Origin of the sequence: Desulfuribacillus alkaliarsenatis, from assembly GCF_001730225.1 — a bacterium.
Lineage (GTDB): Bacteria > Bacillota > Bacilli > Desulfuribacillales > Desulfuribacillaceae > Desulfuribacillus > Desulfuribacillus alkaliarsenatis.
This window is the reverse complement of sequence record NZ_MIJE01000032.1, coordinates 51,769-65,862: the sequence shown is the minus strand read 5'-3', so window position 1 is coordinate 65,862 and position 14,094 is coordinate 51,769. Positions and strand designations below refer to the sequence as shown.

Here is a 14,094-nt window from a genome sequence, read left to right as displayed (position 1 = left end):
TCCGTGGGACAGTTATTTAAAAATAAGTGGAAGAAAAACATACAAAAGTACAAGCTTCAAGAAAATAAATTATATAAATATTTTCTGTTTGCTGTATTAGCTATAGGTATGTTTTTACTTATGTTAGAGGGAATCACAAGCGTGTCCTACGACTTGAAAATTGGAGATCGTAGCCCAGAAGATATTATTGCTAATCGTACGGCAGTAGATGTTGTTGCTACTGATATAGCCAAACAGGAAGCCCGTGAGTTAGTTGAAGACATTTATCGCCTTGATAATACAATATTAAATAAAGTTCGCATCAATATTGATCAGCTTATGTTTGATGTGCGAAGGTTAAGTAATGAAGAGATAACAGAAACGGTTAAAATTAATACACTGCAGGAACGAAGTGAAATAAACCTGTCAGAAGAAGTATATTATAAGCTGCTACAAACTGATTCAGAAAAACTTGATACTATAAGATTTCATGTGCGAAATATAATCACTCAAACTATGGGAGACGGCATTAAACAGACAGACTTAAAAAATGCTCGTTCCTTAGCTGATGATTTAATTATAGGCTTAGATATTAATAAGGATGCACGTTTTATAGTCAGAGAAATTGTGCAAAACTCGATTGCCGCTAACATGTTTTTTGATGAACGTGCAACTGAAGAAAGACGCGACAGTCAAGAAGCAATGGTAGCAGACAGAATGATAACAAAAAACACATTAATAGTAGCAAAAGGAGAAGTTATCTCTGAAGATATATACACTAGGTTACAATCATTAAACTTATTAGAGGATCGAATTCAATACGTTGATTGGGCAGGTCTGCTAATAGTGGTAGTCTTACTTGTTTCTGGGTTATATGCTTATATAAATGTGTACAAAAAAGAAATTCTTAATGATAATTATCTATTAACCCTACTAGTGTTAATTTGGATTTTGACGTTTGTTGTTATCAAGACTGTTCATGTTACTACAGGCTTATTTGATGTAAGCTCTGTTGGTTACTTAGTGCCAATAGCAATGAGTACAATGCTAATAACTATCCTTGTTAGTTCTAAATTGGCAGTATACTCTGCTGTCGTTTTTAGTATATTGGTCAGCTTTATTTTTCAAACGGACTCAACGCTATTATTTGACTATCGTTTTGGCTTTGTCTGCTTAGCTTCGGGACTGGCGGGAGTATTTAGTGTTACTAAAATGACACACCGTTCAGCTATTATGCGCGCCGGTATTATTGTCGCCTTTGTTAATGTGATAGCTATTTTGGCAATCCATTTAATAGCTATTGAGTTTACTCCTAGCGTACTGACGATGAACCTGTTGTTTGGAATTATCAGTGGGCTGTTATCATCAGTATTAACACTAGGGTTACTACCATTTTTAGAAAGCACATTTGGAATTTTGTCTTCCGTAAGCTTACTAGAGTTATCAAATCCGAATAATCCGTTACTACGTAAGCTATTGATTGAAGCGCCAGGTACTTATCACCATAGTGTGATTGTCGGAAATTTAGCTGAGGCAGCAGCTGAAGCAGTGGATGCTGATCCATTATTAGCTAGGGTAGGAGCATTTTATCATGATGTCGGTAAGACTAAACGTCCATATATGTTTATTGAGAACCAATTAACAAAGGAAAATCCACATGATAAGATTGCACCAAGCTTAAGTACGCTAATTATAACCTCCCATCCAAAGGATGGCGTTGAGTTAGCCGAAAAACATAATATACCTAAACCGATTAGGGATATAATTCATCAACATCATGGAACTAGCTTATTAAGCTATTTTTATAATAAAGCAAAGGACTCAGAAAAAGGTAATGTCAATGAAATGGATTATCGATATCAAAATATAAAGCCACAGTCTAAGGAAGCTGCTATTGTAATGGTTGCTGATGCTGTTGAAGCTGCCGTTAGGGCTATGGCAAAACCAACCCCTTCGCGAATGGAAACAATAATTCGCAAGATTATTAAGGAGAAGCTAGCGGATGGGCAATTTGATGAATGTGATTTGACTTTTAAGGATTTAGATAATATGGTACACGCATATATACATGTCTTAAATGGAATTTTCCATTCAAGAATTGAATATCCAGAAGACCAAATTCAGAAAAAAGTTCTAGAAGAGATAAGGCCAGACAGTAATTCAAAGAGTGAGGCGATGTAATTGGGTTTTGAAATTGATTGGTTACAAGAGCATGAAACAAAAAAAATTCCAGAGCCACTATTGCAAATATTAGACGAATGTCTACAATACACAGGACAAGTCATTAATAATGAAACTGGTGAGTTTAGTGTGTCTTTTGTAGATGAACAACGAATTCAAGAAATAAATAGGGAATATCGTGGTAAGGACAAGCCTACAGATGTTATATCATTTGCATTAAATGACGATTTGGATGATATAGAGGAAATTGAAGTATTATCTTATCATTTGGGCGATATTGTAATCTGCGTAGATATAGCAGAAAAACAGGCCAATGACTATGGGCATTCCTTTGAACGTGAACTATGCTTTTTAGCTGTACATGGTCTACTACATTTGTTAGGCTATAATCATGAAACAGACGAACAGGAGCAGGTTATGTTTGCAGTTCAAGAAAAAGTAATGAAGGATAGAGGATTGATATGAAAGAAGAGCTAATAATCGCAGCCGAAAATGCAATGAAGCATGCATATGCGCCATACAGTAAATTTGCCGTAGGGGCTGCTGTCTTAACAGCAACTGGACAAGTATATACAGGCTGTAACGTAGAAAACAGCTCGTATGGTTTGACAAATTGTGCTGAGCGAACAGCAGTATACAAAGCTGTTTCTGATGGACATCGCTCGTTTGTAGCAATAGCAATCATTGCTGATACAGAGCTACCTGTTTCACCATGTGGAGCTTGCAGGCAAGTTTTATCAGAATTTGCTGAACCTAATATGAAAGTGTTTTTAGCGAATACTAACGGTGACAACAAAGAATATACAGTAGCTCAACTGTTGCCATACTCGTTTAATGAATCTATGATGTGAAGGTGAGTAATGTGAGAAACGATAATTTTAAATCAGGTTTTATTTCAATTGTTGGTAGACCAAATGTAGGAAAATCAACATTACTAAACAAAATATTGCGTCAGAAAATCGCCATCATGTCAGATAAGCCACAAACAACAAGGAATAAAATTCAAGGAATACTAACAGAACATGATTTTCAAGCGATATTTATCGACACACCTGGTATTCATAAGCCTAAGCATAAGTTAGGTGAATTTATGAATAAACAGGCCACTAGTACCTTGGGTGAGGTAGATGCTATACTATTTCTAGTTGAAGCTAACCAAGAGCCAGGTGCAGGAGATCAGTATATAGCTGACATACTTAAAGGAATAAAAACGCCTATTATTTTAGTATTAAACAAAGTTGATCTAATAAAAAAGGATGAGCTTTTACTTAGAATTGATCAATACAAAGATTTAGTAGACGTAGAAGAAATTATTCCTTTATCAGCTTTGCAAGGCGATAATGTAGAGGTGTTGATAAAGGAAATTAAGAAACGTTTGCCAGAGGGTCCAATGTTTTTTGCTGCTGACCAAATTACCGACCATCCAGAACGTTTTGTTATTGCGGAATTAATCAGGGAAAAAGTACTTCAGTTAACTGAGGAAGAAATACCCCATTCGGTTGCCGTTGTAGTTGAGCAAATAGTTGAGCGAGAACATACGGATAAGCTTTTTGTATCTGCGGTTATCTACACTGAAAGAAAGTCACAAAAAGGTATACTAATCGGTAAAGATGGAGCTTTACTCAAGGAAGTTGGGAAAAGGGCTAGAAACGATATCGAGCGTTTACTCGGTTCTAAAATCTATTTAGATTTATGGATAAAGGTTAAAAAAGACTGGCGGAATCATGCTATAGATTTAAGGAATTTTGGCTTTCATGAATGATACTTACAGCAGGTAAATATTTTCAACATGAAATATTAGTTATTGCAGAAACTACAGTTAAGCAAGTAAATAAAAAAGAAAGGTTTGATTATATGAAGAACTTTTCTTGGAATTACTTTTCATTATCTGGAAAAGTTGAGAGCTACTTGTTATACAAGGATTTAACTAATGCTGTTACTGAAGATGGAGAGGTGCAAGACGAGTCCGTTGAACGGAATCAGGACTTATGATTATTAAAACAGATGGAATCGTATTAAAAAGCATTGATTACGGAGAATCCCACAAGATAATTCATCTATTAACTCCTACCCTTGGGAAGTTATCAACACTTGCTATGGGCGCCAAAAAAACTAGAAGCAAATTCAGTGCAACTACCCAACCATTGACGTTGGGTTCTTTCGTTATGTATAAAAAAGAAGCAACGTTAGGTCGCCTTAACGAGAGCGAACTAATAAAAACTTATTCAAATATAAGAAAAGATCTCTTATTGTCATCTTATATGATGTATCTTTCTGACCTTACGGATAGAGTAACAATAGAGAATGAAAATACAGAAGAAATTTACAAGTTACTATTGAACATTCTCGATAAAATCGATAGTGGTATGTTTGATGCAGAAATTCTTGTCCGTATTTATGAAATTAAATTATTTTCATTAAGGGGATATAGACCTCAATTTGATGAATGTATTGAATGTAGTACAACCGACAAAGGCTATGCATATCGATTTAGTATCTCTTTGGGTGGATATATATGTGGCGCATGCTTCTCTAAGGATCAACATGCAATCCAAATATCTCAGCCAGTTGCTAAGCTATTAAGGGTGTTTCAATATATAGATATTGATAAAATTGGGAACATTTCAATTAAAAAAAGCTCCCGTGAAGAAATAAGACAGATTAACCAAAGGTTTATCGAACATTATTTTGGAATAAAATTAAAATGGTTTAATGTGATAGATGACATCAAAAATATGTATGATTTGTAAAAAATGAGACAAATTAATACCGAATTGTTATTTGTGAATTGGAGGTATTGACTAATGAATCATGCAAATGAAATGTCAGAAAAAGATTTCCAGGAACTAATTAAGGATGTACAAGCTGTTTCTTCATATACAGGCGCCAGTATGAAAGAAGCCTACGAGACATACTTAAGGTGCAACAAGGATGTCGTTAAGGCTATAATTGAACTAGAAGAGGCGGAGCTAGAACTTCCTATATATGAAACTGTAGTTGTTCAAGGGGAAAGATTATTTGATTATATAAGTGAGATGATTGTAAAGGGCAACGTTAGTCGAGTAATTATTAAACGAAACGATTGTACATTACTTACTATCCCAGTTACTATGGGTGCAATTGGTGTTATAATGTTTCCTTATGTATCTGTGATAACGTTGCTGGCTCTAATGTTTGGTCAATTTGACGTGATAGTAGAACGGGATAAACATGCAGTAAAGTGTAAGGAAGAGCAGCAGGGAGTAAAGAAAATGCGCTTAGCGACAGTTGACAGAGTGTAATTGTAAATGCTATAATCCAAAAAAAATACAAGTACTATGAAGGAGAAGTAGCAAATCGTTACTTAACAGCGAGTCGGGTATAGTGTGAGCCGATATGTTAACATTTGTGATGGCGCTCTGGAGTACGTAGCCTTTAAAGTTGGACTTAATGTCAATTAGGGTGGAACCGCGGGTGAAAGCTCCCGTCCCTATAGCTATTGCTATAGGGGCGGGAGCTTGTATTGTTTATTTAGGAAGCTACGATAGGAGGAATTAATAATGAACGTTCAAGAAATGATATTAACCCTACAAGATTTTTGGGGTAAACAGAAATGTGCTATTTTACAGCCATATGATGTGGAAAAAGGAGCAGGTACTATGAGTCCCTATACCTTTTTACGGGTAATAGGACCTGAGAAATGGAATGTTGCTTATGTAGAGCCTTCACGAAGACCTGCAGATGGTAGATACGGCGAAAACCCTAATCGTTTATATCAACATCATCAGTTCCAGGTAATTATGAAGCCGTCTCCAGACAATATCCAAGAATTATATTTAGAATCCCTTAAAAAGCTAGGGATAGACCCATTAGAACATGATATTCGCTTTGTTGAAGACAACTGGGAATCTCCAACCTTAGGTGCGTGGGGACTTGGCTGGGAAGTATGGCTAGATGGTATGGAAATCACTCAATTTACATACTTTCAGCAGGTTGGTGGAATTGATATGAAGCCAGTTGCCGTGGAGATAACGTACGGTATAGAGAGGCTAGCATCTTATATTCAAGAAAAAGAAAATGTATATGATTTATTATGGGTTGATGGTATTACTTACGGTGATATTTTTAAGAATGCAGAATATGAACATTCAAAGTACACCTTCGAAATATCTGATAGTAATATGCTATTTAATCTATTCAGTACCTATGAGCAGGAAGCAGAAAGAGCATTAAAAGAAAATTTAGTTTTACCTGCATACGATTTAGTGCTTAAGTGCTCGCACACATTTAATTTGTTGGATGCTAGGGGAGCTATTAGTGTAACAGAAAGAACAGGATACATTGCTAGGGTTAGAAACCTTGCTCGTAAATGTGCTGAAATGTATTATCAGCAGAGACAAGAGCTTGGATTCCCTTTAGCTTAAGGAGGTAGTTATAGGTGACAGTTAAGGATTTCTTATTAGAATTAGGAACTGAAGAGATACCAGCAAGATTTATGCCAGGCATTATTGCTGATTGCAAACAAAAAACTGAAAATTGGTTAAATGAGCTTAATATTCCATATAGAGAAATAGCTGTTTATGGGACACCTCGACGCATTGTAATTTACGTTCATGAGCTAAGCGAAAAGCAACAGGATAAAACCATCGAAGCAAGGGGACCAGCAAAAAAAGCTGCTTATGATGATGCTGGTAATCTGACTAAGGCAGGTTTAGGATTTGCTAAAGGACAAGGTGTAGATGCAAGTCAACTAGAGACTAGAGCTACTGAAAATGGCGAGTATATCTTTGCAGTTAAGAAAATAGCTGGTGGTAAAACAATTGATATTTTAAGTGGTATTAAAGATGTTATACTAAATATTTCTTTCCCGAAAAATATGCGATGGGGTAATCATGATTTACGTTTTGTTCGACCTATCCAATGGCTTTTATGTATGTACGGTAATGAAGTAATTCCTTTCTCTATTGCGAATAAAGAGACTTCTAACATATCCTTTGGCCATAGGTTTTTAAGTGAGACTCCTTTGCAAATTAACAGTCCAGACATGTATTTCGAGGTATTAAGAAAAAATTATGTAATTGTAGATCAAACTCAAAGACAACAGGATATTATAGCTGAACTTAAGCGGATTGAGAAAGAGCATAATGTTACTATTCCTATTGATAGTGATTTATTAGAAGAGGTAACTTATTTAGTGGAATTTCCGACAGCCATTATTGGTAGCTTTGAAGAAGAGTATCTACAGATACCTAAGGAAGTACTAATCACTTCAATGAAGGAGCACCAAAGATATTTTCCTGTAATGGATTCACAGGGCACACTGTTAGCACACTTTGTTACCATCAAAAATGGAGACAACAGAGCCGTTGAGACCATAAAAAAAGGCAATGAAAAGGTTCTTAGGGCTAGATTAGCCGATGCAAGATTTTTTTACGAAGAAGATAAGAAGGTTGCTATCGATAGCTTTAACAAAAAACTTACGGCGATAGTATACCAGGAAGAGCTAGGTACAATTACAGATAAGCTTCACAGAATCAAAGAAAATGCTGATGAAATTACAAAGCACATGCTATTAACTGCTGATGATGAAAAGAATTTAGCCCGTACTATTGAAATATGTAAATTTGATTTAGTTACCAATATGGTTTACGAATTTCCAGAGCTACAAGGATTGATGGGTAGAGAGTATGCTTTATTAGCTGGAGAAAGAGCTGAAGTAGCAGATGCGATATTCGAACACTATCTGCCACGCTTTGCTGGAGATGAAATTCCGAAATCAATAGTTGGTTCTATAGTCAGTGTCGCCGATAAAATTGATACAATTGTTAGCTGCTTTGGGATTGGTATTATACCTACAGGGTCACAGGATCCATATGCTTTAAGACGTCAAGCGACTGGAATCTGCCAAATTATTAAAGGGAATCAATTAGAACTGCCCTTAAATACATTAGTAGATATAGCTTTAACTACGAATGCCCAAAAAGACCTATTAAAAAAACCTAAAACGGAGCTGGTAAAAAGCATAATGGATTTCTTTATGCTCCGTGTTAAGAATATACTCCAGGACGAAGGTGTCCGTTATGACTGTATAGAGGCCTGCTTAGATATGGAAACAGGTAATATATTAGACATAATAGCTAAAGGACATGCCTTGCAAAAAGCACTAGAGCTTGAGTCGTTTTCAGGCATTATAGAAACCTGTAACCGAGTAAGGAATATTGCTGCTAAGTTTGAAGGTAAGTCAGAATATAATATTGAACTGTTCATAGAGCCTATAGAAAAAGAGCTATATGATATATATCAAACAAACAAGAAGCGTATAGAGGAGTCGGTAAGGGCACGTAATTACCAAGAGGTAATACAAATTATCGGACAGCTAAAACCAGAAATTGATCGCTATTTTGATAATGTTATGGTTATGGATAAAGACGATAAAATTAAAAACAATCGTTTAGCTTTCTTAAGCGAACTAAATAATACTTTATCTGTAATCGGTGATACAAGCAAAATTATAAATAAATAATACTTGAATTAAGCAACACTGTTGCTATATAGTATATACTATATTACGGCTATTGCATTATTAGTATAGCACAATGGTGGTGGTTAAGATTGAACTGACAAAACGTCAGGAGAAGATAATAGACATAGTAAAAAGTAGTGGTCCAATAACTGGAGAAAATATAGCTGAACGCCTATCGCTATCACGGGCTGCTTTAAGACCAGATCTAGCAATACTTACTATGTCAGGTTTTTTAGATGCTAGGCCCAGAGTTGGATACTTCTACTTAGGAAAAGAAATGTATGGCAAAAAGCTAAGGGAAATGCAGGTAAAGGATTACAAGTCGATTCCAATTGTAGTACCTGACCAGGCAACTGCCTATGATGCTATGTGTATGATGTTTATGGAAGATGTCGGAACCGTGTTGGTTGTACGAGATATAAATGATATCAAAACCCTTGTTGGGATTGTAACAAAGAAAGACTTATTAAAAGCCGCTATTGGAAAACAGAACATGAGTAACGTCCCAATATCTATGGTAATGACAAGATCTCCACACATTATAACCGTGGGTAATAATGAATCTTTGTATATCGCTGCAAAAAAACTTGTAGAGTACCAAGTTGATTGCATACCTGTAATAAATCTAATCGACAATCAATATGAGTTAATGGGGTATATTTCCCGTGACACTATTACACGAATTTTTGTAGAATTAGCATCTATTCACAGCGTTTAATATTATGGAATTTCAAGGTTTAATAAATGAAATTTGAAGCAGGAGGGATAACCATCAATACTAATGCTACACTACCAGTAGTTTATGTAATTTCAGACTCTGTAGGAGAGACAGGAGAATTTGTTGTCCGAGCGGTTGCTAGTCAATTTAATGGTGGGCGCGTCGAAATACGAAGAATCCCTTATGTAGATGACAAAGCATCTATAGTTGAGGCTTTTGATTTAGCAAAAGACTCAGGTGCTTTCATTGCTTATACTTTGGTAGTCCCAGAAATGCGAGCATATGTAAAAGAAATGGGGTTAAAGTATGACATTCCAGCAGTAGACCTGCTAGGAGGGTTAATGGATACTTTTGCAGATTTCTATAAAAAGCAGCCCCATTATGCACCTGGTTCTATGAGACAATTAGACGCAGAATACTTTAAAAAAGTGGAAGCGATAGAGTTTGCTGTAAAATATGATGATGGTAAAGACCCTCGGGGGATTTTAAGGGCTGATGTGGTATTAGTTGGTATCTCTAGAACATCTAAAACTCCTTTGTCGATGTACCTTGCCCATAAGCGACTGAAAGTTGCAAATGTTCCATTGGCTCCAGAGGTTACACCTCCTGAAGAGCTATTTATGGTTCCTAAGAAATGTATTGGTCTAATTATTAACCCAGAACAGCTAAATGAGATTCGCCAAGAACGCTTAAAGACCCTTGGGTTAAAAAGAAATGCAAATTATGCTAAATATGAAAGAATCTTAGAGGAGCTAGAGTTCTCAGAAAAAGTAATGAAAAAAATTGGTTGTCCAATCATTAATGTGTCTAATAAAGCAGTGGAGGAAACTGCTGGAACTATATTAGATATACTAAATAAAGGAGGAAATATTAGTGGATAAAAAATATGTATACCTCTTTCATCAAGGAAAGGCCGACATGAAAAGTTTGCTAGGTGGTAAAGGTGCTAACTTAGCTGAAATGACAAATGTAGGGTTACCTGTACCTCCAGGTTTTACAATTACAACAGAGGCTTGTAATGACTATTATAATGCAGGGAAAACCTTTACCGAGTCTATGGAGCAACAAACATTAGCTGCCCTAAAAGAATTAGAAGAAAGTGTTGGTAAGCAGCTTGGTGATATTGAAAATCCACTTTTAGTTTCAGTACGATCAGGTTCAGTTTTTTCTATGCCAGGAATGATGGACACTGTATTAAATTTAGGCTTGAATGATGAAACTGTTAAAGGTTTAGCTATCAAGACCAATAATGCACGTTTTGCCTATGACTCCTACCGTCGTTTTATTCAAATGTATAGTGGCGTTGTAATGGGCGTAGATCATTATCATTTCGAACATGTTATAGATGCGATTAAGGAAGCACGTGGTGTTACCCAAGATACTTTATTAAGTGCAGAAGATTGGCAACAAGTTATCGAGAAATTCAAAGTTATAGTAACAAAGCAAGCAGGTGAAGAGTTCCCACAAGAGCCTTTTGAGCAGCTTAAAAAAGCTATCCTGGCTGTATTTAAATCTTGGAATAATCAAAGGGCAATCATCTACAGGAAGATACATAGAATTCCTGACCACCTAGGAACTGCTGTAAATATACAGTCAATGGTTTTCGGCAATATGGGAGATAACTGCGGTACAGGTGTAGCATTTACTAGAAATCCATCAACAGGGGAAAATTTGCTATACGGTGAGTATCTAATTAACGCCCAGGGGGAAGATGTAGTAGCTGGTATCCGTACCCCACAGCCTATCGCTACATTGAAGCAGGTTATGCCAGATATATATGAAGAGTTCCAAAATATCTGCAATCGATTAGAAAGTCATTATAAAGACATGCAGGATATCGAATTTACAATCGAAAATGGAAAGCTATATATATTACAAACTAGAAATGGAAAACGGACTGCCCATGCAGCCGTAAAAATAGCCTATGATTATGTAATTGAAGGGATTTTGTCTAAAGAAGAAGCTCTTCTTAGAATTGATCCTAGTCAATTAGATCAAATCCTTCATAGAAGAATAGATCCAAACGCTAAACAAAATGTTATTGCTAAAGGCTTACCAGCTTCTCCTGGTGCAGCTTCAGGTAAAGCAATATTTGATTCAGATGTAGCTGAAAAATTAGCAAACGATGGTCAAAAAGTTATATTAGTAAGGCCAGAAACTACACCTGACGATATACACGGTATGTTAGCAGCTCAAGGAATATTAACTAGCCGTGGTGGTATGACGAGTCACGCTGCTGTAGTAGCAAGGGGTATGGGCAAACCAGCTATCTGTGGTTGTGAAGAAGTTAAAATTGATTTACAAACTAAGCAATTCACAGCTCAGGGACTAGTAATAAATGAAGGCGATATTATATCAATAGATGGTGGTACTGGTAAAGTAATCCTTGGAGAAGTTAAACTGATTGATCCAGAGCTATCTAATGAATTCCAGGAAGTATTAGTATGGGCTGATGAAATTAGAGAAATTGGCGTTCGAACTAATGCTGATACTCCAGAAGATGCTCTGAAAGCTAGGGAGTTCGGAGCAGAAGGTATTGGTTTATGTAGAACTGAACATATGTTTATGGCTGCTGATAGAATCCCTATCGTTCAAGAAATGATACTAGCAGAGACTGATCAAGAGCGTATTGATGCACTCAATAAATTGATGCCAATGCAACAGGGTGATTTTGAAGGATTATTCCGCGAAATGGAAGGATTACCTGTTACAATTCGCTTACTAGATCCTCCGCTTCATGAATTTTTACCTAACATTGAAGACTTACTAGTCGATATTACAAAGTTAAAGTTAGACCCAGATGCTGACAAGGTACTACTTAGGGAAAAGGAATCTCTATTAAGAAAGGTACGTGGCTTAGCAGAGTTCAATCCAATGCTAGGACATCGTGGTTGTAGATTAGGAGTTGTATATCCTGAAATATATGAAATGCAGGCTAAGGCTATCTTTATGGCTGCAGCTAACCTTGCTAAAGCAGGCATTAAGGTTATACCTGAAGTTATGATACCACTTGTTGGACATGTGAACGAGTTAGCGCTGATGAGAAAGTTAGTGGTTGATACTGCAAAGGATGTGCTAGAAGAAGCTGGTATTGAAATCGAATACACGATTGGTACAATGATTGAGGTACCAAGGGCTGCGATTACTGCCGATGAGATAGCTAAGGAAGCTGACTTCTTCTCTTTTGGAACTAACGATTTAACCCAAACTACCTTTGGTTTTAGTAGAGACGATGCAGAAGGAAAGTTCTTACATTACTATGTGGATAATAAAGTTCTACCAGAGAATCCATTTGCAGTGCTAGACAATGATGGAGTTGGTAAACTAGTCGAAATGGCTGTAGAACTTGGAAGAAAGGCTAAGCCAGGTTTGAAAACTGGTATATGCGGAGAACATGGTGGAGAAAAGCATTCAATCGAATTCTGTTACCAAGCAGGCTTAGACTATGTAAGCTGTTCGCCATTTAGAGTTCCAATAGCACGATTAGCAGGAGCACATGCAACTATTAAATACAGTAAGAAATAAGCTAAAAGCAAAAGTGAAATATTAGTAGATATAATGCTTGCAGAAGTGGGCTAATTCAAGACTCATAGTAGTTTGAATTAGCTTACTTTTTATGTGTGCCTAAAAAGCAGTTAAAGCTTTGTCTGTATTATTGTAGTAAAGTATAATGATTATATAGATTAAATAAAAGAATGTTAAGGGGGATTGCGTGTGGTGAAAACCTGGGATGAAATTGAAGAGTTAATTCTCTCGCCTTTTGCCTGCAAAACTGCAAATACAAGAGGTAGGCAAAAAGCTGAGGATAAAAAAGACTTAAGAACAGAGTTCCAAAGGGATCGCGATCGCATCATTCACTCTAAAGCATTTAGAAGATTAAAACATAAAACTCAAGTTTTTATTATTCCAGAAGGAGATCACTATCGTACACGTTTGACCCATACATTAGAAGTTTCGCAAATAGCCAGGACAGTTGCAAGGGGTCTAGCATTGAATGAAGATTTAACGGAAGCCATAGCATTAGGTCATGATTTAGGGCACACACCATTTGGTCATGCGGGTGAAGCAGTTCTTAACGAAATGCACCCAGGGGGATTTCATCATAATAAACAAAGCCTACGTATAGTTGATTATCTAGAAGGTGGAAATGGTTTGAATTTAACCTGGGAGGTTAGAGACGGTATACTGAACCATACTGGCGAAGATTTGCCGACTACGTTAGAGGGTCAAATTGTAAGAATAGCTGATAGAATCGCATATATAAATCATGATATTGACGATGCTATTAGGGGTAAAGTTATGAAGATGGAAGATATACCTAGAGATATTATCGATACATTAGGAAAAACGCATTCGCAAAGAATCGGATGTATGGTAATGGATATGATAACAAATAGTAGAGATAGAAATAGAATTACAATGAGTAAAGAAGTATCTCAGGCTATGGATGAGTTAAGGGCATTTATGTTCCAGAATGTATATGTAGCATCGCTGGCAAAGAAAGAAGAAGATAAGGCGAAAAAAATTGTCGGACTAGTTTATTCATATTTTAATAATCATCCAGAATTATTAACCACTGAATATATGCAGCAATGCTCAGAAATGACAAACCATCAGCAGCTTGTATGTGATTTTGTAGCAGGTATGACTGATAGGTATATTATTACACTTTATAAGAAGATAGTAATCCCTGAGCCTTGGTTGATTCTATAGG

At 36.3% G+C, this 14,094-nt stretch carries 13 protein-coding genes; all 13 read left to right on the top strand.

The annotated features are described in order from the left end of the window. Positions 1-3: 3 nt before the first annotated feature. Positions 4-2,160 carry an HD family phosphohydrolase gene (locus BHF68_RS11070; protein ID WP_084019388.1) on the top strand — a complete coding sequence of 719 codons (2,157 nt, stop codon included), beginning with the start codon at positions 4-6 and terminating at the stop codon, positions 2,158-2,160. Further along, on the top strand, positions 2,161-2,625 hold the full coding sequence (gene ybeY, locus BHF68_RS11065) for an rRNA maturation RNase YbeY (protein ID WP_069643728.1): 465 nt from the start codon (positions 2,161-2,163) through the stop codon (positions 2,623-2,625). Next, positions 2,622-3,011, top strand: a complete 390-nt coding sequence (locus tag BHF68_RS11060) for a cytidine deaminase (RefSeq protein ID WP_069643727.1) — start codon at positions 2,622-2,624, stop codon at positions 3,009-3,011. Before ybeY ends, BHF68_RS11060 begins: the two co-directional genes overlap by 4 nt. Before the next feature lie 11 nt (positions 3,012-3,022). Continuing rightward, the gene (era, locus tag BHF68_RS11055; protein ID WP_069643726.1) at positions 3,023-3,922 is read left to right on the top strand and encodes a GTPase Era; all 900 of its coding nucleotides are present in this window, start codon (positions 3,023-3,025) and stop codon (positions 3,920-3,922) included. Beyond that, positions 3,919-4,152, top strand: coding sequence for a YqzL family protein (locus tag BHF68_RS15580; protein ID WP_069643725.1), 234 nt, complete (start codon positions 3,919-3,921; stop codon positions 4,150-4,152). The genes era and BHF68_RS15580 overlap by 4 nt, the downstream gene beginning before the upstream one ends. Further along, on the top strand, positions 4,149-4,910 hold the full coding sequence (gene recO / locus BHF68_RS11045; RefSeq protein WP_069643724.1) for a DNA repair protein RecO: 762 nt from the start codon (positions 4,149-4,151) through the stop codon (positions 4,908-4,910). Before BHF68_RS15580 ends, recO begins: the two co-directional genes overlap by 4 nt. 54 nt (positions 4,911-4,964) lie before the next feature. Then, the gene (locus tag BHF68_RS11040; RefSeq protein WP_069643723.1) at positions 4,965-5,441 is read left to right on the top strand and encodes a DUF4342 domain-containing protein; all 477 of its coding nucleotides are present in this window, start codon (positions 4,965-4,967) and stop codon (positions 5,439-5,441) included. A gap of 258 nt (positions 5,442-5,699) precedes the next feature. Continuing rightward, positions 5,700-6,563: a glycine--tRNA ligase subunit alpha gene (gene glyQ, locus BHF68_RS11035; RefSeq protein ID WP_069643722.1), complete on the top strand. Its 864-nt coding sequence runs from the start codon at positions 5,700-5,702 to the stop codon at positions 6,561-6,563. A gap of 14 nt (positions 6,564-6,577) precedes the next feature. Next, a complete protein-coding gene (gene glyS / locus BHF68_RS11030; RefSeq protein ID WP_069643721.1) occupies positions 6,578-8,662 on the top strand; it encodes a glycine--tRNA ligase subunit beta in 2,085 nt (694 codons plus the stop codon). A gap of 73 nt (positions 8,663-8,735) precedes the next feature. Then, positions 8,736-9,380, top strand: coding sequence for a transcriptional regulator CcpN (gene ccpN / locus BHF68_RS11025; protein WP_069643720.1), 645 nt, complete (start codon positions 8,736-8,738; stop codon positions 9,378-9,380). Positions 9,381-9,406: 26 nt separating this feature from the next. Then, positions 9,407-10,261 carry a pyruvate, water dikinase regulatory protein gene (locus tag BHF68_RS11020; RefSeq protein WP_069643719.1) on the top strand — a complete coding sequence of 285 codons (855 nt, stop codon included), beginning with the start codon at positions 9,407-9,409 and terminating at the stop codon, positions 10,259-10,261. Between the two features lie 37 nt (positions 10,262-10,298). After that, a complete protein-coding gene (ppdK, locus tag BHF68_RS11015; RefSeq protein WP_069643873.1) occupies positions 10,299-12,905 on the top strand; it encodes a pyruvate, phosphate dikinase in 2,607 nt (868 codons plus the stop codon). Positions 12,906-13,088: 183 nt separating this feature from the next. Beyond that, on the top strand, positions 13,089-14,093 hold the full coding sequence (locus tag BHF68_RS11010) for a deoxyguanosinetriphosphate triphosphohydrolase (RefSeq protein WP_069643718.1): 1,005 nt from the start codon (positions 13,089-13,091) through the stop codon (positions 14,091-14,093). The last annotated feature ends 1 nt before the right edge of the window (position 14,094 follow it).

Excerpts from the sequence above, each read along its gene's own strand:
- BHF68_RS11060 (WP_069643727.1), top strand. The coding sequence starts at position 2,622 with ATGAAAGAAGAGCTAATAATCGCAGCCGAAAATGCAATGAAGCATGCA.
- BHF68_RS15580 (WP_069643725.1), top strand. The coding sequence starts at position 3,919 with ATGATACTTACAGCAGGTAAATATTTTCAACATGAAATATTAGTTATT.
- recO (WP_069643724.1), top strand. The coding sequence starts at position 4,149 with ATGATTATTAAAACAGATGGAATCGTATTAAAAAGCATTGATTACGGA.
- BHF68_RS11040 (WP_069643723.1), top strand. The coding sequence starts at position 4,965 with ATGAATCATGCAAATGAAATGTCAGAAAAAGATTTCCAGGAACTAATT.
- glyQ (WP_069643722.1), top strand. The coding sequence starts at position 5,700 with ATGAACGTTCAAGAAATGATATTAACCCTACAAGATTTTTGGGGTAAA.
- ccpN (WP_069643720.1), top strand. The coding sequence starts at position 8,736 with ATGGTGGTGGTTAAGATTGAACTGACAAAACGTCAGGAGAAGATAATA.
- BHF68_RS11020 (WP_069643719.1), top strand. The coding sequence starts at position 9,407 with ATGAAATTTGAAGCAGGAGGGATAACCATCAATACTAATGCTACACTA.
- ppdK (WP_069643873.1), top strand. The coding sequence starts at position 10,299 with ATGAAAAGTTTGCTAGGTGGTAAAGGTGCTAACTTAGCTGAAATGACA.